The organism is Paenibacillus lentus, assembly GCF_003931855.1.
Taxonomy (GTDB): Bacteria; Bacillota; Bacilli; order Paenibacillales; family Paenibacillaceae; genus Fontibacillus; species Fontibacillus lentus.
Window position 1 is genome coordinate 159,012 of the sequence record NZ_CP034248.1, and the last position, 19,326, is coordinate 178,337.

The 19,326-nt window shown below is 46.3% G+C and carries 20 protein-coding genes; 1 reads left to right on the plus strand and 19 read right to left on the minus strand.

Annotated elements, in window-relative coordinates:
* Positions 1 to 13 precede the first annotated feature (13 nt).
* The 8 genes from EIM92_RS00865 to EIM92_RS00900 all read right to left on the minus strand — a co-directional run bounded on the left by EIM92_RS00865 (position 14) and on the right by EIM92_RS00900 (position 9,094).
* A complete protein-coding gene (locus EIM92_RS00865) occupies positions 14 to 886 on the minus strand; it encodes a UbiA-like polyprenyltransferase (protein WP_125081056.1) in 873 nt (290 codons plus the stop codon).
* A gap of 244 nt (positions 887 to 1,130) precedes the next feature.
* On the minus strand, positions 1,131 to 2,417 hold the full coding sequence (locus EIM92_RS00870; RefSeq protein WP_125084962.1) for an aspartate aminotransferase family protein: 1,287 nt from the start codon (positions 2,415 to 2,417) through the stop codon (positions 1,131 to 1,133).
* 820 nt (positions 2,418 to 3,237) lie between these two features.
* Positions 3,238 to 5,301: a peptidase U32 family protein gene (locus EIM92_RS00875; RefSeq protein WP_125081057.1), complete on the minus strand. Its 2,064-nt coding sequence runs from the start codon at positions 5,299 to 5,301 to the stop codon at positions 3,238 to 3,240.
* Between the two features lie 303 nt (positions 5,302 to 5,604).
* Positions 5,605 to 6,408 carry an energy-coupling factor transporter transmembrane component T family protein gene (locus EIM92_RS00880; RefSeq protein WP_125081058.1) on the minus strand — a complete coding sequence of 268 codons (804 nt, stop codon included), beginning with the start codon at positions 6,406 to 6,408 and terminating at the stop codon, positions 5,605 to 5,607.
* Positions 6,390 to 7,298: an energy-coupling factor transporter ATPase gene (locus EIM92_RS00885; RefSeq protein WP_125081059.1), complete on the minus strand. Its 909-nt coding sequence runs from the start codon at positions 7,296 to 7,298 to the stop codon at positions 6,390 to 6,392. The genes EIM92_RS00880 and EIM92_RS00885 overlap by 19 nt, the downstream gene beginning before the upstream one ends.
* A gap of 4 nt (positions 7,299 to 7,302) precedes the next feature.
* Positions 7,303 to 8,124 carry an ATP-binding cassette domain-containing protein gene (locus tag EIM92_RS00890; RefSeq protein WP_125081060.1) on the minus strand — a complete coding sequence of 274 codons (822 nt, stop codon included), beginning with the start codon at positions 8,122 to 8,124 and terminating at the stop codon, positions 7,303 to 7,305.
* 12 nt (positions 8,125 to 8,136) lie between these two features.
* Positions 8,137 to 8,715 carry a Gx transporter family protein gene (locus EIM92_RS00895; RefSeq protein ID WP_211344411.1) on the minus strand — a complete coding sequence of 193 codons (579 nt, stop codon included), beginning with the start codon at positions 8,713 to 8,715 and terminating at the stop codon, positions 8,137 to 8,139.
* A complete protein-coding gene (locus tag EIM92_RS00900) occupies positions 8,699 to 9,094 on the minus strand; it encodes a NusG domain II-containing protein (protein WP_125081061.1) in 396 nt (131 codons plus the stop codon). Before EIM92_RS00900 ends, EIM92_RS00895 begins: the two co-directional genes overlap by 17 nt.
* A 251-nt stretch (positions 9,095 to 9,345) precedes the next feature.
* Between EIM92_RS00900 and EIM92_RS00905 the strand changes: the two genes are divergently transcribed.
* Positions 9,346 to 10,440 (plus strand): FAD:protein FMN transferase, encoded by a 1,095-nt coding sequence (locus EIM92_RS00905; RefSeq protein ID WP_125081062.1) that lies wholly within the window; start codon positions 9,346 to 9,348, stop codon positions 10,438 to 10,440.
* A 665-nt stretch (positions 10,441 to 11,105) separates the two neighbouring features.
* Here EIM92_RS00905 and EIM92_RS00915 read toward each other — a convergent pair.
* The 11 genes from EIM92_RS00915 to EIM92_RS00960 form a co-directional block, all read right to left on the minus strand.
* Entirely contained in the window at positions 11,106 to 12,464 is a 1,359-nt protein-coding gene (locus tag EIM92_RS00915; RefSeq protein WP_125081064.1) for an IS4 family transposase, read from the minus strand.
* A 343-nt stretch (positions 12,465 to 12,807) separates the two neighbouring features.
* Complete coding sequence (istB, locus tag EIM92_RS00920) at positions 12,808 to 13,533, minus strand: IS21-like element helper ATPase IstB (RefSeq protein ID WP_125081065.1); 726 nt, start codon at positions 13,531 to 13,533, stop codon at positions 12,808 to 12,810.
* 1 nt (position 13,534) lies between these two features.
* Entirely contained in the window at positions 13,535 to 15,022 is a 1,488-nt protein-coding gene (gene istA, locus EIM92_RS00925) for an IS21 family transposase (protein ID WP_164514990.1), read from the minus strand.
* A 443-nt stretch (positions 15,023 to 15,465) separates the two neighbouring features.
* Positions 15,466 to 15,795, minus strand: a complete 330-nt coding sequence (locus EIM92_RS00930) for a hypothetical protein (protein ID WP_164514991.1) — start codon at positions 15,793 to 15,795, stop codon at positions 15,466 to 15,468.
* Positions 15,796 to 15,852: 57 nt separating this feature from the next.
* On the minus strand, positions 15,853 to 16,254 hold the full coding sequence (locus EIM92_RS00935) for a DUF4279 domain-containing protein (RefSeq protein WP_125081068.1): 402 nt from the start codon (positions 16,252 to 16,254) through the stop codon (positions 15,853 to 15,855).
* 14 nt (positions 16,255 to 16,268) lie between these two features.
* Positions 16,269 to 16,751, minus strand: coding sequence for a hypothetical protein (locus EIM92_RS00940; protein WP_125081069.1), 483 nt, complete (start codon positions 16,749 to 16,751; stop codon positions 16,269 to 16,271).
* A gap of 1 nt (position 16,752) precedes the next feature.
* Complete coding sequence (locus EIM92_RS00945) at positions 16,753 to 17,424, minus strand: hypothetical protein (RefSeq protein ID WP_125081070.1); 672 nt, start codon at positions 17,422 to 17,424, stop codon at positions 16,753 to 16,755.
* 32 nt (positions 17,425 to 17,456) lie between these two features.
* Complete coding sequence (locus EIM92_RS00950; RefSeq protein ID WP_125081071.1) at positions 17,457 to 17,693, minus strand: hypothetical protein; 237 nt, start codon at positions 17,691 to 17,693, stop codon at positions 17,457 to 17,459.
* Between the two features lie 574 nt (positions 17,694 to 18,267).
* Complete coding sequence (locus EIM92_RS24675) at positions 18,268 to 18,480, minus strand: DUF6061 family protein (RefSeq protein ID WP_425464185.1); 213 nt, start codon at positions 18,478 to 18,480, stop codon at positions 18,268 to 18,270.
* Positions 18,455 to 18,763: a DUF6809 family protein gene (locus EIM92_RS00955; protein WP_125081072.1), complete on the minus strand. Its 309-nt coding sequence runs from the start codon at positions 18,761 to 18,763 to the stop codon at positions 18,455 to 18,457. Before EIM92_RS00955 ends, EIM92_RS24675 begins: the two co-directional genes overlap by 26 nt.
* A 139-nt stretch (positions 18,764 to 18,902) precedes the next feature.
* Positions 18,903 to 19,082, minus strand: coding sequence for a ribbon-helix-helix protein, CopG family (locus EIM92_RS00960; RefSeq protein ID WP_125081073.1), 180 nt, complete (start codon positions 19,080 to 19,082; stop codon positions 18,903 to 18,905).
* Between the last annotated feature and the right edge of the window lie 244 nt (positions 19,083 to 19,326).

Consider the following 19,326-nt stretch of genomic DNA (forward strand, 5'->3'; position numbering starts at 1 on the left):
CATTTTATATTAATTACTTCATATAGAAATCAATTAACGTCGTAAATAAAATAACCATACTGATGACCTGATTGAGATTGTAGGACGCAATCTTCATGACCTGCCGGTTGCCCGGTTTAATGATGCGATGCTCCGTGAGCAGTAGAATGACAGCCATCCCGATCCCTGCTCCATAAATCCAGCCGAGCCCCCGTATAGGAATGAGCGCAAGCAGCAGAATAACCATCCATAGATGGAGGACAGCGGCAATGCGTAAACCATTTTTCAAGCCAAAATAGCTTGGAATCGACCATAGTCCGTGGCTACGATCGAATTCGATGTCCTGCGAGCCATAGATAATGTCAAAGCCAGCAATCCACAGCATCACGATCGTCCCCAGCACAAAGGGCGTGAACGCAAACTTGCCGGTAACGGCGAACCAGGCGCCAATCGGTGCGGAAGCAATCGTAAACCCTAAATACAAATGACTTAAGTATGTAAATCGTTTCGTATAGGAATATGACGAGATCAGAAAGATTGCCACAGGCGACAGCAGAAAGCACAGCGGATTCAGCATCGCCGAGGCAGCGATAAAGATGCCATAATTAACGATTACGAACACCAGCACTTCTTTCGATTCCAGCAGCTTTTGCGGCAAATGGCGATGCGCGGTACGCGGATTCTGGGCATCGTATACCCGATCCACAACGCGATTAAAGGCATTGGCCCCATTGCGCGCACCTACAAGGGCAATCAGCCCCCAAATCATCACATGGGCGGACGGCAAGCCATTCGCTGCCCATACCATCGAAATAATCGCAAAGGGCAGCGAAAATAAGGTATGGGAGAACATGACTAACTCACTATACAGCTTGATTTTAGTCCCGACTTTGCGGGCGTATTCCATAGTATCCACACTCCTCGATGCATTGCACATTAGCGAAGCTTACTAGTTGACTGCGAAATTCCGTTACAGGATCTGACCGCTTGCGGACGCCTTTGTACGATTTTTCGTACAAAACCGTCGCGACCAACGACATCACAAGCTCTTATACACGATCATTCGTACAAAGATCTTGCTGCGCCAGGCGATCAGATCGGATTTCGCTAGTTTTGCTTTTCCTTTCTATTTCGAGATCATCCACGCTGATTCAACACGTTATGGAACGCAGCGTCTCCTCAAGAGCCGTCAACATGCCCGCGATATCCTCCTCCGTGATGACGAGCGGCGGCTGGAAGGCCAGTACGTTGCGATCCACGCCATTCTTGCCGATGATGTATCCTTTGTCCTTCATATGCTCAAGCACCTCATCCACCAGTGCTGCGCCACGCGATGTATCCTCGCCGAACAGCTCGGCACCGATCATCAGACCAGCCCCGCGCACCTCGGTAATCACTTCTGGAAAACGGACTGCCAAATCGCGCAAACCTTGTTGCAGGACATCTCCAAGCTCCCTAGAGCGCTGTACCAGTTGATGCGACTCAATGTAGTCCAGCACCGCCATAGCCGTGACAGCCGACACCGGATTGCCACCGAACGTAGACGCCGAAGGCCGGTTGAAGCTGGCCGCGATCTCGTCCGTTGTAGCAAACGCGGCAACCGGCACGCCATTACCCAGCGCCTTGGCCATCGTGATGATGTCCGGCTGTACGCCGTAACGATCTATCGCGAACATTTCCCCCGTCCGGCCAAAGCCGGTTTGGATCTCATCCGCGATGAGGAGCACGCCGTACTGCTCCAGCAGCGCCTTCACTTCGGCGAAATACCCCGCAGGCGGCACGATGATGCCGGCGTTGCCCTGAATCGGCTCGGCAATCATGGCGGCAATGTCGCCGCCCTTTTCGTCGAGCACCTTTTTCAGGGCTGCAAGGGAGCGCTGTGCCGCCTCTTCGCCGCTCATCCCCCGTTCATAGGGCCGGGGAATGAACGTCACGCTGCGATCCGCCTCCAGCTGCGGATCCGTCCGCCACATGCGCAGCCCGGTCATGCTCATCGTCAGATACGTGCGCCCATGCAGCCCTTGCTCCAGCGCGATAAAGCCTCTTTTTCCCGTATGCAGACGGGCCAGCAGCAGAGCTCCTTCGTTGGCCTCGGAACCACTATTGACGAAGAAGCTCCGCTTCAGGTCACCCGGCAGCACTTCTGCCATCCGCTGCGCCAAATCTACGTTCGGCTGGGTCAAATAAATCGTACAAGTATGCTGCAGCGTTCTCAGCTGTTCCTCCGTACGTCGAACGATTTCCGGGTTGCAATGCCCACAGGCAACGACCGATACCCCCGCAAAAAAGTCCGTATAGCGTCTGTTCTCGTGGTCATACAGATATTGCATGTCCCCTTTGACGATCTGCGGCGGAGTTCGGTAAAAATGACTCGTGCACGGATAAAAATACTGCTGCCGCTTCTGTAATATGTGATCTGATCCGATGTACTGCTCCATCGTTCCCGCTCCTTTTCTATGCGATACATTCACTCTTAATACGATATATACACCTTGCGCTTGTACCTTGCGTTTGGCACTCTACATGGCGCACGGGACTTGGGACTTGTCCCCAGCACTTAGTCCAAGCACTTACACCAACTCTTACATAACATTTAGATGACGCTTAGTTGCACCTACGCCGCTATCTAAATACACGCATAATACTCCCATAACACTCGCCTAACTCTTGGCACCACCAGTCCCCGATCCAGCACCAGCACTTAATACGAGCACTGGGACAAGCACTTAGATTTCACTCTGGCAAAAAAATCCGCCTTGAAGCCTTGCTTCACTTGGCGATTAGTTTAGATTAACTTAGCCTAAACCTCTGCTCTGGCGGGCGTTTCACCTTTGGCCTTCGTGTAATATTAAGGTTGTCTAACTAACTGTATTTTAGGTATTTAAAAACATACGATTGCAGCTATTCAGCCTTTTAACTGGATTTCGTGCAGCTAAAACTATGCCTCTCGCAACAGCGAACGGATATATCCAAATTTACATACGTGAAATCCAGTTAATTCGCCACAAGCCCAGAATTCTCAAAAGTAACAACATGAAATCCAGTTAATCTAGTACTTCGGACAAGATACCTTTTTCCATCTTACTTTTGCCGTGCCCCACTCGTCTATATTGCCATCCATTCGTTTTGTCGTTCATTCGCTCGTTGGACACCATAGTCACCGCTCACTATTCGCACGTTTGACCGCCACAGTTCACCGCTCACCATTCGCTCGCTTGGCCGCTCAACTTTTTACGCGCTCGCTCGTTCATCCTACCGTTACTGCCCTGTTATTTGCATCTGCCCTTGCCCCGGCTCGACTTCACAAGCTTCCGCTTCTGCAGCGACAGGACGCCCGGCCACGCCTCCGTCGAACTGAAGCGCCCCTAGCGTATAGCCTGCATAGACTGGGGTCATTCCGGTAAACAGCTCCCCAGCAGCTTCAGGCTGCTCTATAGCGGTTTTATAGACGCTTACGATCGACTTTAACTGCTCTGGCTGATAAGTCGCCCCTTCGATGCGGCAAACGGACAGTCCAGCGTCCTGAAGCTCCTTAATGACTGGCAATAGGCAAAGCTCTTTGGCGAGCATCAGATGGCAGCGTCCATGAACATCACGGTAAACTGGGTTCTCCCCCTTGTCGGTCATCAGCACCAAAATACGGTTGTCTACGTAAAGATTATTTTCCTCGGCGATCGGTTCGAATACCTCGGTGTTCTCATACAAATCATGCTCCATGTACATCAGAGCCGGGGAGCCATGCACGACCGCCTCGAGTGGAACATCGGCATTCTCCAGCAGCTTGCTGAATTCGTACAGCGGCAGCTCCACGGATGCTGTAAATCGCTCGACGCCAAGCTTTGCGTACATTTCCGCAGACAGATGATTAAAAATATTCAAATTGATGTCGCCCACAAGCGGATATCCCTTCGAGGCAAATTTATGAATCGCACCAAGGTTGGTTACGAGAATCCCGTCAATCGGCAGACGTTCTCCGGACAATAGTGCGTCGTACATCTCAAAATGCAGCTCCGTCATCATCCTCGGCAGGCCCAAGTACAGCTTAGCCTCCCCTTTGATCTCAGCCAGCTGTGCAATCTCCTGCTTCGTAAAAGGGCGATCCGGCTCAAACACATCGCCTGACAAATAAACATGATCCGCCCCGCCTTCAAGCGCTGCGCGCGCCTGGGCCGCATTGTTCACATGCACGGACAGCTCCATCCGATTTTGACCATTTCGACAGTTTCGGTTAGTGCCTTGCTGCCCGCACTGCTCCGCTCCGCCCCTTTCCGCAGCCCTGACCAGAACGTTCGCAACCTCGCCCAGCCGTTTCTCTCCTAGTCTCCGTTCTTCCGTCGGCGTACTGAACACCTTGCCTGTGCTGTAAAACTTCCCTGTTCCCTCATAGCGTTTATTTATATAGGACAACCCTGGACGACCAAAGGCATAGCCTGTGGAAAAATCCCGCTTGCGATTGTCATATAGCAGCTTGGTATCCCGGTTCCGCTCAAAGCCTACCGGATCCTCGATATAGCGATCAATTGCATCTCCATAGGCATTAACGAGCATGAGCACAAATTCTGTATCACGCATGCGCCCTTCGATTTTAAACGATGTCACTCCGCCATGGATCAGTTCAGGAATATGCTCGTACATGAACATATCCTTCACGGCAAGCGGATATTCAGACGGATACACATAGCCATCCTTCTTCACCCGATAATCCCAGCGGCACGGCTTAAGACATTTGCCGCGATTGCTGCTCATCCCGAATACTAGTGAGCTGAAATAGCAATTTGCGCCATGCACGGAACACATATCTCCATGAATAAAATATTCCAATTCCATGCCTGTCGTTTCACGCAAATATCGCGTTGTCGTCAGATCCATTTCCCTAGAGGTTACGACCCGGGTTACTCCCATCTCGCTTAGCGCCGTAATCATCTCACGATTATGTACGTTCATCATGACCGAGGAATGCACTGGAAGCTGCAGCTTCATCTCCTGAATCAGAGCCAGAATGGCAAAATCCTGAACAATAATCGCATCTGGCCCAGCCTGTTCCAAGAAACGCAAATAATCACGAGCCTCTTCGATTTCCCCTTCATTCAGCAAGTTATTCACCGTGACGTACGCTTTTTTATGAAGAGCATGTGCATGCTTGATTGCCTCGATGATCTCTGGCCGACTGAAATTATAGCCTTTGCGCATCATGCGCATATTAAGGCTCGGCCCTCCAAAATAAACAGCGTCACAATTCGCGTGGATGACTTCCTTGAAAATTTCAAACGTCCCAGTCGGCGCAAGCAGTTCGACTTCTTTTCCATTAAAATAACGTGCCACAGTAATACTCCCTCTCTCTATCCGCAGGTAAGTTCATTTTTGTGATTAATTTCACTAACTTCTTTGCAATTCTTCCATCTCTATTCTAGTAATTCTGTGAGATGCTTCTATTAGGTAACTCTATAGAATACTTCATAAGATACTTCATAAGATACTTCACAAGGTGCTTCAGTTCTTCATAGAGTGCTTCATAAGGCGCTTCAAGACTTCATAAGAGATTCATAAATCTTCTATGGTGCTACTGAAGCCCACTTGGGCTTCCTCATAGACTTTCTAAACATTCGCTGCCGCACCAATATCCCCCTATATGAAAAATCGGTACAGCAGCACCGCCACAGCCAAAAGAGCAAATGATAAAACGAACCAAGTGTCACGACTCTTCCATTCGAGCCTATGATACTCTGAACGGGGTGCTCCGATTCGATAGCCTCTTGATTCCATTGACAAAACCAATTCCTCAGCCCGGCGAAAAGCACCTACCGTAACGGGAACGAGCAAGGATACTAGCATCTTCCCCTTCTCTTTCCATGGCAGCTCCCGCAAATCAGCGCCCCGGGCTGCCTGTGCCTTCACGATCTTCTGCGACTCATCGAGGATCGTCGGAATGAACCGCAGCGCAATGCTCATCATCAATGTCAAGCGCTGTGCCGATATGCCGATCGCCTCGAACGGCTTGAGCACGCCGGCCATCCCTTGATTCAACCGCCCAGGCGTCGTTGTGAACGTAAGGATCGCGGTAAACGAGACAAGCATTGCCATACGCGAAGCCGAAATAAGCCCAAGGCTAACTCCTCCAGAATAGAGAGTCCATGAGCCGATCTGCCAGAGCGCAGTTCCTTCGGTCACAGTAAAGCACTGCACGGCAAAAATAAACACCATGAGCACCCAGAGTGGCTTAGCCGCCTTGACGTAATACTTAAGCGGAATTTTCGTTGACGACATATAAGCGAGTGAAAAGACCGCGGCAGCTCCAAGCGCAGGCCATGAGCCCACGGCAACGATCGCGATAAGATACAACACCATCGCCGTCAGCTTCGCCCGCGGGTCAAGCCCGTGAATCCACGATCCGGTATCGATGCTTCGGCCTATCACAAGCTTTCCCCGCATGCCAATCTCTCCTCTCTGTCTTTTGATCTACCCGCAGCCAAGAACGCCTGCTCCAGCCGCTCGGCTAATGAGTCCGGCGTCAAGCACGGCTTCTCTCCCTCCATTCCGTACTGGGCGGCAAGCTGATTCCAAAGGGTGATGCATTCCGGAAGAGCCAGCCCCTCCTGCTCCAGAACGGCGGATTCGCGGACAAGCGCATCAGTCGTGCCCTGGAACAGCGTCCGGCCGCTCTTCATAATAATCCACCCATCGACGTAGGGCAGCAGTTCTTCCATCCGGTGCGTCACGACGATTACCGTCTTGCCCTGCTCGCGGTGCAGCTTGGATAGCAATGCGGCAAGCTCAGCCCGGCTCTGCGGATCAAGAGTGGCCGTGGGCTCATCCAAAGCAATCACCTCGGGGTCCATGGCCAGCACTGAAGCTATGGCGACTTTGCGCATTTGACCGCCGCTTAGATGAAAGGGATTTCGCGAAAGAAGCGACTCGTCCAGACCCAGCAGGTCCAGCGCCCATCTTGCCCGTTCCCTCGCTTCCGCCAGAGACATTCCAAAATTAAGCGGGCCAAAACAAAGGTCTTTTTCCACCGTGTCCTCGAATAACTGCTGCTCGGGAAATTGAAAGACAAGCCCCACACGTCTGCGCAGCTCGCTCATTTTAGGCGCTTTTTCCCGGGCATTCACCACCACGTCCAAAATCCGCACACGGCCTTCTGTCGGCCTCAGGATGCCATTGAAATGCTGCAGCAGCGTCGATTTGCCAGAGCCTGTCGTACCGGCAATACCCGTAAATGTTCCAGGCGGAATATCAAGATTGACGCCCTCCAGCGCCCCGCTTCGCCATAAGGTTCGATCATCGTAGGCGTAGCTTACCTCATCGAATGTAATAGCCATAATGTCACCACCTCCTTGTATGCCGGCCTCGGAGAATAGCTTCTCCATCCATCCCCCGCTTCCTTAGCTCCTGCTGAAGCCTCACCCGATAAGGCGCGATCAAACGACACGCCTGCAGCAGCTCCTCATCTTCGAATAGCTCCGCAGGAGCTCTATCGGCCGCAATGGCCCCGCCCCGAAGCACAATCGCCCGGTCCGAGGCCATAATCTCTTCCGCATCATGCGTAATCGAAATGAGCGTGTAATCCCCGCTCTTCCGCATCTCCTGCCAAATTTGCAGCAGCTCCCCGCGTGCTTTCTCATCCAACATGGAGGATGCTTCATCAAAAATAACGATACCAGGCTCCATCGCCAGAATAGAGGCGAGGGCTACGCGCTGCTTCTGTCCCCCTGACAGCTCCGATGGATGCTTGGATAACAGATGACTGATTCCCAGCTTCTCGGCGTATCGCTGTACCCGCTCCCTCATCTCCTCACGAGCAAGACAACGTCCCTCCAACCCGAAGGCGATATCCTCTTCCACCGTGGCCCCGATAAATTGGTTATCGGGATTTTGGAATACCATACCGATCCGCGGGCGAATATCCCAGACCGATTCCCGCGTCAGCTCGCGGCCCTCCACAGTAATCGAACCGCTATTTACAGCAAGTAATCCGCCTAGTAGCTTGGCAAGCGTTGATTTTCCGCAACCGTTGGGGCCGACGATCGACACCCAGCTTCCAGAAGCAATACGGAATGTCACCTCATCCAAAATCGGGGTTTCCGGCACATAAGCAAAGGATACCTGCTCCAATTCATAAGCATATTCCGCTTCCGCTGCAGCCATCTCCTCACCCCCTTAATCATTCAAAAACGATTCAAACAAAGATAGCCTGGACAGAGCTGGGATCAAATAGCGAACCGCAATCCCAACCGCAATCCCCGTCAACACTCCTGTAATGAGGAGCATCGGCAGGTAATAAAATATTTTCGTTGTCAGGAAATATAGTGATGCCGCCGTAAGCTGCCCGATATTATGAGCAATCCCTCCCACGATGCTTATGCCGATCATGCTCAGTCTCTTGCGTCCTACCAGAAGCAGGAACCACATTGCCGCAAAGCTAAACAGCGCGCCCATAATGCTAAATAAAAAACTGGAGAACGTACCAAATATAAAGGCAGTAAGCAAAGTCTTCAGCAATACCATCATCAGGGCATCCCTTGCCTTCAGGAAATAAAGGCAGGTCAGTACCATAATATTAGCCAGTCCCAGCTTGGCCCCCGGAACTCCCATGTTAATGGGAATAAGCGATTCGATCAGACTTAACACGACTGCAACCGCAGCGAAAATAGCCACGATCACCGTTCTTTTCAATATGAGGGTGGACGATTCGCTGCCCAGCGACCTCTGCGCAGTTTGCTTATTTAACAATGGCATCTATATCATCTCCTTCCCCCAGGTCTCCTTCGATTTCAACAATCATTTTATGCGGAAGGCAGACAATCGCCCCCCCATCGCGCTTAACAAAGCCGAAGGTTAGACATAACTGATCGGGACAGTCCGCCTCAATCATCTCTATACCATAGTCATGCACCTTCAAAATGTTGAGACCATCCTCGGTTTCAATTTCAATAATTTGCTCCTCCTCCGTGAGTTCCACGGATCGAACCAGCTTACCGTCTACTTTAATATTTGCGACAAGCGGAGTATTATTGTGATTTTTTTCACTTAAATCTGCAAAAAGCCACCTTGGAATTAGAAATGCCAGAGCAATAACGACGATCAAGCTAACCAGCAGGACGTCTCCACGTTTCATAGAGAAAACCCCTTATTTTTTAATTATATAAATTCTAGACGAACTCATTATAACCCCTGTTTTTCAAACCTTCAATGACTAACCTGTGCGATTTCTCTCATTTTCCTGATTGTCACAAAACCCTCACTTTGTAAGGAATTTAATGGAATAATCATTACTTTGTGAAAAATATTACTTTTAACAAATTGCTATTCTTGATACAATAAATTTGAATCAATAAATTTAGAAAGAAATGAAATGAGGCGGCACACATGAACCACAACAGACTGATTACCCTCGGGCTAACCGTACTATTATCCATGACCTTATTGGCTGGATGTGGCACAAATTCGAACCCGTCAACCAACTCCGTCTCTAAGAATCAAAAAACGGCAAATGATCATGAATCTATTAAGCCGATGGCAGAAACATTCTTTATATTCGATACCGTTGTCAACGTGAAAATATACGATAACCGAGCGACTAGAGAGCATTTTAACGAAATCGAAGCTCTATTGAAGGACATCGACAGCAAAATCAGCCGTACGCTGGAGAGCAGCGAGATCTACCAGGTTAATGTAAACTCCGGAAAATCCGCCGTTAAAGTATCCTCTGAAACCTTCGAGCTTGTCATCAAAGCTCTGGATTATGCTAAGCGTACTGACGGGAAATTCAATCCCGCCATCGGCAACTTGGTTACACTGTGGAATATCGGCCATGAGAACGCCAAAGTGCCCGATGCTAATCTGATTGAGGCGGCCAGGACACTTAACGACTACCGTCTGATTGACCTGAATCAGGACACGCAGGAAATCTATTTGCAGAAGGAAGGCATGGCTATCGACCTCGGTTCGATCGGTAAAGGCTATGCGGCGGATGCAATTTACGACTATTTACAGGAGCAGGGCTTCAGCAGCGCCATCATCGATCTTGGCGGAAATATTTATGCGATGGGCCAGAAGCCGGGAGGTAAAATGTGGAATATCGGCATTCAAGACCCCGACAAGAACCGAGGCAATTCCATCGGCACGCTTCAGGTGGAAGATAAGACCGTCGTCACCTCCGGTATATATGAACGTTTCTTCATCGAGGATGGCAAGCTGTATCAGCACATTCTCGATCCCGAAACCGGCTATCCGGTAGACAACGGCATCAGCAGCGTTACGGTCGTCACGAAGCATTCCACGGATGCGGATGCCCTCTCCACTACGCTGTTCGTACTCGGCATTGAGGAAGGACTCAAGTTTATCGAGGATACCCCGGATACAGAGGCACTGTTCATTTCCAAAGAGCAGAAACTCTATGCAACATCAGGCTTCAAAAACATGCTGAATAAGACGAACGATAGTTATACCTTTGCCAACTAGGCAATGGGCAGCTGCCGTCGCTAGGCGCGGCAACCCTGGGAGAGAGATAGGCCTGTTTGATCGCTTGGACGAAGCGAAGCTCCTAGCAACATCCATACGCCTGTATCATTGCCTGAGGAAGCGAATTTGCCACAGTACAGCAATACAAGCCTGCCTGCGCCACTACCTCGGTGCAGCGAGATTACCTCAGTACAACAATAGAAGCCTGCTGCTTCACTTCCTGAGTGCAGCAATAACCACGCATGCCACTTACCGCTTCTGCTATATGCTGAAGCGGTTTTTACTGACGAAACACTTGCTTTCTATAAAAATCTATAGTAAAATATAATTTCGAGTTGCAAAAGTAAGTTTTGAATGTAGTTCCTCACAAGATTATAGCCCTCCTATACCTGACCCAGGTAAGAAAATTCCTATGAATGACCCAAAATAAGGATTTAATGTATTTCTGATTCACACTGGCGCGGTCATCGGAGCCGCAAGGACAAAAGAGAGGTAGGGCTTTTGTTGTTTTAGAAAATGATTGTGGTTGTAGTCTGAACAGGAACCCAAGTTGTTCTTCCCGTGTACAGAAGAACAGTAATTATATAAAGCAGAAACGCCCGTTACCGCTTTAGCCGTGGTAACGGGCGTTTTGGTTATGTAACGCGATGTTTAAAGTAATTAACTCAACTTTCGCAGCTTGAAATCGGCAAATAAGCCTTGATGTAACTGGGCAAGCCAGCGATCCATTGCTGTAGTTGTGTTTGAATGAGTGTTGTGATCTTCTTACTGGCTTTCTTGGAGATATCTTCGATTAATTCAATCAGTTGTTTTAAGGCTACAGCCCAATCTAGCTGACCTACTTCATCACATAGCAAATAAAACAAGCCACCAAGCGTACGGTTGTCGGTACTTTGTCGGTGTTGCCACGCTAGCAAAATATACCGTGAAAAAACAATCGTGGTATGGCTGATAAGGAGATCATATGAGCGTCCTTGAAACTCTTTTTGTAGGCGCAGTAAGGATTTGGCACACTTAAAGAAGACTTCGATATCCCAGCGAATGCCGTATATCTGAATCATTTTTTCTTCCGAAATCGTTAGGTCGGTGCATAGAATGGCAAGCCATTCTTTCTTTTTTGAGCGGTGACGCACGAAAACCATCATGACTGGAATCCCTGGAGACAACTCGGTACGGATAGAGCGTAAGATTCCCTTGTTTTTTCCTTGAACAGGGATGGCTTCATAATAAAGTTCTTGCAAAGATAATCGGCGTTCGTCAACAAGATAACGCTTCTTATCCGCTTTGACCATGCCGATCACATCTAGGCCTCGATCAACGATGGCTTGGATTAATGGAGCATGTGTGAACCAACTATCCATTAGCACGTATGAAGCCTGCACACCAGCGGAAAGCGCACGATCAATCATCGATGGAATAATTTCAGGAGCAGGAAGCAAAGCTTCGACCCGACGCTTGTAGCCAGACGTTCTCTTGTCGATCCCTTGCATGATCCCATTTATTTGCGATTTCATCGAAGCTAGCAAGGAGAAGTCAACGGGAATAAACGTATGACCATCCGACCAGCCTAGCGTAAGCATCCGAAATCCTTTATAAAAGGAACCCGTTGCATGATCTTTAAATCGAGAAAGCAGTTCAACCTTCTTGCTACGATTGCGCTCAAACATGGAGTCGTCAACAACAAATGCAGACATGCGATCTTCACCTGTCAGTGGGCGAATTTTATCGATAGTGGAGGAACTAAGCAATGACAGAAATTTGCGCCATGCATAGCCGCTGTGATTCAGGAATCGATAGATCGCATCCTTCCCAGGAAACGTATCACCTTTCTCGCTTTCCAACAGGCGGAACCAGTTTTTGTGGTGAAACAAAAGGACAAAGACAAGCTGGAATAAAAACGAACAGGTATAACCAAATCTCTTTTTAAATCCAGCTGTTCTTAAATGTTGCAATACTTTCAGCTCTTTAAAAGCGGGTTTAATTTCATTTGGAAGTTGATTTTGTAATATGCTTTGCTCTATCATGTAGAGGACACCTCTTCTGTATGGTAGTGATTGATTCGACACTCTCACTTTACCAAATGAAGCGGTGTTTTTCTATTATTGCAACATCCATATTCTAATCAGGGTTTATCTAATCACATCAAGCAAGTAAGCCGATTTTCGCTCTGCGAAAGTTGAGTAATTAAGAAATTTATTACTAATCAATTATAAAAAAATCATCTTCTATTTGACCATCAAAAGTAAACAAGATCTTATACACGCCAATGTTCTCACCTTTGTATCTTATGGGGATGAGTGTGTTTTGCAAGTAGAAAATGCTTAGTTTTGCAGCCAAAAGTGCTAAACCCACTTGCCAGCATCAAAGTTACATAGGAATTCGTTCCATTGCTTGCTTGAAGCGGAAGCTCTCACCTGTGAAGGAAAGAATATGAGCATGGTGCACCAGACGATCGACGAGTGCTGACGTGAGTTTGGTATCGCCGAATATCGATGTCCATTGACCAAACTCTAAGTTAGATGTAACGATCACACTCTTTTGTTCATAGCAATCCGCTATCACGTTAAATAATAGTTCAGAACCGGTTTGGTTGAATGGGACGTAACCAACCTCATCAAGAATGAGCAAGTCAACTTTTCTCAACTTATCTCGAAATCGGTTAAGTGTTCCCGTCGTAAATTTCTCCTGAAGCATGGCAACTAAATCGGAGGCTCGGTAGAACTGCACCGCATTGCCACGGCGACAAGCCTCCACACCCAATGCCGTTGCCATATGCGTCTTGCCTGTGCCTACGGCACCCATTAAGAGTAAATTCTCCTTGCGCTCTAACCATTCCAATCCCTGAATTTTCTCTGGACTGCTGCCGTTCGGAAAAGTGATATGGTCATAGGCATACCCCTCAAAGGTCTTAATATGCGGAAATCCTGCCTGCTGGACGAGCTTTCCCAGCTTGGCACGGCGGCGTCCGTCCAGTTCCGCACTTAGAATCTGTTCCACAATGCTTCGAATCTCTTCATTTTGTTGAAGCGATACATAGTCCATGACATGGGCCAATCGTAGCTGCCGACATAAATTGGCTAATTCTGTTGGCATGTTAGCTCACCCCCACAAGCTGGTCGTAGCGCTCAAGAGAGCCCTCCAAACGAGTTCCCGGGGGCGACAGCTTCTCCTCCCACGTAATGGGCAAGTCTCGGCTTCCATATTTCATACCAAGGATACCCGTGACGCGGGAAACTGCCGCATCCTGGCCTAGCAAAGCGATTGCCTCTTGGATCTGTTCTATGGTGTACACATCGCTCCAGTGCAACAGCGCCTGAAGGCGCTCTTTTCGCTCAGCCAGATCCTTCACCGTCACATACACGTGCAGTGTCTCCGGCAGCATGCGAAGGAACTGCGAATGTGTAACACTGCGCGGTTTTCTCAACCATCCGCTAAATACTTTCGACCACGGAACGTCCGCCGTTCGTCCCGTGTAAGGTCTAGGCACCTCCCGAATCTTCTGGTGGTGACCGTTCAGGATAACCAGACGATCCCAGAACGTTTGGATCAGCACCTCGCTACCTGGCGCAACCATTCCTAGTAACGGAATCGTCGTATCTTCAATCCGAATTTCCCCGTACTTATTGACTACCGCAGCAGCCAAGCGAAAAGCATCAAATCCATGCTCCGGCAATGTAAGGAGCTTACGTCGGTCATCCTCCCACAGATCAGCGATTCGGCGGTTTTGAGCATAATGCTTACGCTGGTGATCTTGAGTTGCCTGCTCAGCGAAATACGCGACAAGTTGTTCATGGTTTTCATAGATGGGAATGGGGACGGCCCAGTTCCTCTTAGAGTAGCCGCATTTATTTTCCACATGCCCCTTTTCATGACCGCTATACGGATTGCAGAAGACAGCTTCAAACCGGTAATGGGCACAGAATCGCAGAAAGCCTTCGGTTAATTGCCGCTCGCCTCCTTTCTCGATATGCACGACGGCGGCAGACAGGTTGTCGAACCATATCCGCTGAGGAACACCGCCCATCTGTTCGAAGCATTGCTTCATCGCTTCTAAGAAGCATTCCTGATTTTCCGCCGGTGTCGGATAAACGAATGCAGCGTTGCTATGCGGGAAAGACATCACCAGAAGTTTATATGTAAGCATTTGGTGCCCTTGGCTTACCTCAAGGGTCGTAAAGTCGACTTGAGCCTCTCCAGGCGGATGTTCTAGTCGTTCATACGTTTTGGCACGTTCCAGTTCCATTTCACTCTTTCGTTTCTGCACATAGGCTAGCACTGTACGTTGTCCGCCTGTAAATTGATGTTCGTCACGTAACCTTTGAAAAATGCGTACACCTGTATGACGTTGCTTTCGGGGGAGCAAGCGGTCCTCTTCCAACCACGTATCGACAATCTCCATAAATGCCCCCATGACTGGACTTCTACTTTTTCGTTTGGCCACAGATACATTCCAGTTAGTTTGATCGGCATATTTTTTTGCTGTTCGCCAATGAACCCCCACACGTTCAGCTATTTCATTTACAGAACAGCCTTCTACTTCGCGTAGAAATCTGATATAGTCTTGTTGAGGCATTTTCAACATCCTTTCATTTCTCCTCTCGCTACGTTGTCGCAAACATAACGATAGGATGATAATGGGATGCTGACAAGTGTCTCTTTTTTGCATCAAAGTTCGGCATTTTTACGCTGCAATATTAGGCACTTTTATTATGCAAGAAACAGATGAGAACATGATTGTAATTAAATTCTGGAAAATTATCAAATGTAATTGATACTGATTGAACTTCGATTTCTAGAAACGCTGGATCATAATTCGGGAAATTCTTCGGGATCCTCCTCACTATACAATTTAATATTTTCCCAAAAACCCTCAATTGCTCTCATTACGACTTGCATTTTATCCATCCAATTTCAAAGATGTAACTTCAATAAGACTCCCCATAAAAATACCTCCAGAAGTTTATATATGTGTTTTTTTCAAACACTTCAAATAGTATGTTTCCGAGGATTTACCATCTTTTATTCTCACTTATCTTCAAAACTTAAAACATCGTCCATAACCTCACCCTCAAGGGTTGAGAGATAATGGTACTGCGCAATCAATCGTTCATCTAATATTACGTTTAAGGTTGCCTGTACATATTCAATAGGATGATCAAATCGATAATTGATCACGAGAGCTATTCTCTCTCTTTCTAGCTTTACAACTGAAATATCGAATGTTTTAAAGGCTTCTAAAAAACTAGCTGGCTCTTCCTTTTTCCATGAGTTAACGTGATTCCAGAATCCTTTTACTGCTTTATCAAAAACCTTTTCTTTAACTTCAAAAGTCTTTAAATCCCTGGTATCCATCATCTATCACCTGTCTAGTGTTCTTACCTGTGTAGAGGGGAATAGTAAACTATATTGTGACTAATCAACCTTACCCAAAGAAAGTATATGAACCTCTAACCGTATCTTTAATTCAGATAATATTGTAATGTTCTCTGTGGATAGCTCAAATCCCATTTGTCCATACTCAGAGTTAAGATATAATCCTATAACAGCATCATTACAGGTTTGTGTAATGCGTTGTATGTTTTCTTTTTGTAGCTGATTGAGAAGTCTTGTGATTACTTCGGAAGGCTCCTCTCCCTCATTTAAAACTTCTTTATACATCCACTTATTTGAATCAGCATTTTTATTAATTGCTTCACTAATGACTTGTCCTTTTGTAATAATTTTTGTAGGGGTTATCTTTAGTATGTTATGTATTTCGTCCATAGTTAGCGAGCTATCAATAAAACTAATCGTGCAATTACCTTTTAGATTCAAAATGGCATCCCTCTCTATTGTTTAGATATTTCTATCATTTTATTGCTGAAGTGTATGAGAATTTTAGAGCCTGATGAAAAAAGAATTTCATGAGACAGGACATCCTCGTTTACATCTAGTATTTCCTCGTACCCCCAATCACCAAATCCATAAGGTCTAACTGCAGCGTCATTCTCAGAATAATCAATTTGAAGTTTAATAATCTTCTTATAAATAATTCGCCAACAACTCTCTCCGTCCGTTAATGTTATTTCTACATTAATCGGTCTTTTAATGCTTGTGTCTAGTTGATTAATTTTAACTTCGATCAGATTTGAATCATGAAAACTCCTAGAGTTATATAAATCAAATACTTGCCTAGGCAATTTATCTTTTAACTTTTGAAATCGCTGAAGGTATAGAGCTTCATTTTCATCCCATACACGGTTCGCTTCGTTTCGCTCTTCTTCATCTTCACTGTTTATCTTAGACCACAATTTGTCTGTAAAATACTGCATCTTAATCACCTCTATTATCAGATAGGCTGTAGAGTTGCTGAGCCTTATTAAATAATTTCTCTTTCAACTTTCTATCATTTTCTTGAGGGCTTGGTTTGCGAATTTCAAGTAAGGCATCATTAGAAACTGCATGCTGATCTATTGCAAATTCAAGCGATGTATACGCTCGGTATTTTAATAGTGTTACGACCTGTTCCTTGTCAAGGATTCCTCCATTTCGAACAATTTCCCTATATTTAAAAACAACCGTTTCTTTTATGAATGCCTTACTAAAAAAGATTTTTTCTAAATTTAAGATTTGATTTAATTGAATTCTGTCTGTTTTCAATGCATCAATAATTACACTTTCCAGCCCTAAATACTTACTTTCCGTAAAAGTCTCAACGATTTCTTCAAGCAAATCTTCGCTGATATACCTTGTATTCGTTTCCTCATATTTATTCTTAAAATAATTCCATGCTATATGCTCTTTCACTGATGAATCCATATCAACTAAGTGAAGAACACTATAGAGTCTAGCTAATTGTTGCTTATTAATACTTCCATTTAGCTCTAGCTGCTCGCTAAGCTCATGCTGCGAAATGATATGATTAATTTCAGCAGCCATTTCACTTAAACTTAACCGATCACAATCCAATGATTCACTAATTTTTAAAAGGAGAGTCTTGTTCATACTTCCTTCCCTTTCTAACCACCAGATGCATTTTAAGAACTAATCCAATACCAATGTTCATTCATTTGAATAATGTTACTAAAATCCTCTAAAACTTCTTTAATGCTATTCACATTTTTATCAACTACAAAAATAAAACCATTATAATTATCAAGAATTCCCCTATAAGAATAAAAGAAAAATATCGTTTTTGACTGATTAATAATAATCTCTCCACCATCTGAAAGATAACGAAATTTTGGCGGTAATAACAATAATTCGCTACCCACTTTTTGGTAGTCATTTCCCAGGCCGCCTTGCTTAATTATCTCAATAATTTCATTTCGTTTAGATTCATAGATCTTAAATTCAATCCATGCCTGGATCCGATATGGGAAGACAACGGAGTAAGCCTTCTATCAGTGAACTGAGTTTGCGAAGCTCAATCGTGATGCATGTTTGCGCAGAGAAATCATCCTTGAAGCTTTTTGGAAGTGGTTAAAAATGGACATATAACTTAGGGAAAACAATATATAAACGGTGGGGGTATCAGGAGCACACCCCTGACAAGCAAATTTGGAAGGCCAAATTCAGTGTTTCTACAACGAGACAGTTGTCCCGTGTTGCTTTTAACATTCACCTGGCCGAGAAAAAGGGGAGCGAATGGCAGCTCACCTTCAGCGTTACCCATCTTTCGGAAAATGGACTGAAAGCTCCCCCTGCATTCGTTCCCCATAATCAAAATATCACTTAGTTACCATACATCATCATTTCTCTAGCAATCGCCCGAGCAAAGGACTTGTCTTGGAAGTGAACAGTAAGCTGTTCCTCCAAGTCGCTTTGCTGCTTTACTCTGGTGTATCCCTAGGCAAATTGCCTCATATCGCGTTGAAAGACAAGCTCAGCAAATGCATATGGTTCAATTTCCTTTAACCATCTTAGACGGGAACGCGCCGCTGTGTGCATTTCCATTGAGTTTTCAATTTCATAGCAATGATAGCGGTAGATTATCCCGTCTGAATCAACAACTGTTAATATGTCGCTATTGTCATCATAATGACATGCTCGAAGCTGAATTAGGAACTAGTTCCTCTCTGTTGCTCATTACCTCGATGAGCAAGTTCGCTCCAAGCTTGAATCCATGGAGAAAGGCAGCTTCTACATGCATACTATCTACACTGTCGCACAGGTCAAAATATTCCTCTAGCTCACGAAATACTTCCTCACCTAATCGCTCACGCCATTGCTCCGTCTGTGCAGCCACCTGATGGCTTACAGTACGGTATTCCGGCTGAGACGGAACAATCACCTCATCGGGGTGAATTTGACCACGGTACATGGCTTCCAAAATGGTTTTCATGTTCATCCTCCCATTAATTCATCGCATCGCTTGAATGAGATTCCTGCACATGGTAGGATATTTATGCAGTCTGCTTATTTAAGCGGTTGCGGGATAGGAAGTAGCGGTGTTCTTCTCGGGATGCTCGCTGCTTCCTTCTTTATTTTTGGAGCTCGTCATACACCTTTTCAATCCCTTTGCGGACAATTGCAGATCGTGACGTATTCAACTTTTCGGCAGAAGCATCAAGCTTGCTCATAGTTTCCTGATCGACACGTATCTCAATCGTTTTGTTTTTGGGTTTGTCAGATGGAGGACGCCCCATCTTTTTGGAGGACATCGCTTCACCTCACTTTTTGTCCTGACAATAATATATTATTGTCAGGACAAAAAGTCAACGTAATCATTCTCGTACTAACCGTTTTTTTCGGCAAGTTAAGTATTTGCTATATAGCACTGTTTTCTCGTATTGTAGCAAGCACTGAATATGGCTGGCCATATTCGTTTTTTGGGGGCCTGCCCCTAAGTCCATTGTTTAGAGTTTGTAGTTGCTGCTCGTAAAAAACTGAAAATTGGTATTCAGC

Excerpts from the sequence above, each read along its gene's own strand:
- EIM92_RS00960 (WP_125081073.1), bottom strand. The coding sequence starts at position 19,082 with ATGTCCTCCAAAAAGATGGGGCGTCCTCCATCTGACAAACCCAAAAAC.
- EIM92_RS00905 (WP_125081062.1), top strand. The coding sequence starts at position 9,346 with ATGAACCACAACAGACTGATTACCCTCGGGCTAACCGTACTATTATCC.
- istA (WP_164514990.1), bottom strand. The coding sequence starts at position 15,022 with ATGTTGAAAATGCCTCAACAAGACTATATCAGATTTCTACGCGAAGTA.
- EIM92_RS00945 (WP_125081070.1), bottom strand. The coding sequence starts at position 17,424 with ATGAACAAGACTCTCCTTTTAAAAATTAGTGAATCATTGGATTGTGAT.
- EIM92_RS00900 (WP_125081061.1), bottom strand. The coding sequence starts at position 9,094 with ATGAAACGTGGAGACGTCCTGCTGGTTAGCTTGATCGTCGTTATTGCT.
- EIM92_RS00865 (WP_125081056.1), bottom strand. The coding sequence starts at position 886 with ATGGAATACGCCCGCAAAGTCGGGACTAAAATCAAGCTGTATAGTGAG.
- EIM92_RS00885 (WP_125081059.1), bottom strand. The coding sequence starts at position 7,298 with ATGGCTATTACATTCGATGAGGTAAGCTACGCCTACGATGATCGAACC.
- istB (WP_125081065.1), bottom strand. The coding sequence starts at position 13,533 with ATGCCAACAGAATTAGCCAATTTATGTCGGCAGCTACGATTGGCCCAT.
- EIM92_RS00870 (WP_125084962.1), bottom strand. The coding sequence starts at position 2,417 with ATGGAGCAGTACATCGGATCAGATCACATATTACAGAAGCGGCAGCAG.
- EIM92_RS00890 (WP_125081060.1), bottom strand. The coding sequence starts at position 8,124 with ATGGCTGCAGCGGAAGCGGAATATGCTTATGAATTGGAGCAGGTATCC.
- EIM92_RS00895 (WP_211344411.1), bottom strand. The coding sequence starts at position 8,715 with ATGCCATTGTTAAATAAGCAAACTGCGCAGAGGTCGCTGGGCAGCGAA.
- EIM92_RS00940 (WP_125081069.1), bottom strand. The coding sequence starts at position 16,751 with ATGCAGTATTTTACAGACAAATTGTGGTCTAAGATAAACAGTGAAGAT.
- EIM92_RS00930 (WP_164514991.1), bottom strand. The coding sequence starts at position 15,795 with ATGATGGATACCAGGGATTTAAAGACTTTTGAAGTTAAAGAAAAGGTT.
- EIM92_RS00955 (WP_125081072.1), bottom strand. The coding sequence starts at position 18,763 with ATGAAAACCATTTTGGAAGCCATGTACCGTGGTCAAATTCACCCCGAT.
- EIM92_RS00880 (WP_125081058.1), bottom strand. The coding sequence starts at position 6,408 with ATGCGGGGAAAGCTTGTGATAGGCCGAAGCATCGATACCGGATCGTGG.
- EIM92_RS00915 (WP_125081064.1), bottom strand. The coding sequence starts at position 12,464 with ATGATAGAGCAAAGCATATTACAAAATCAACTTCCAAATGAAATTAAA.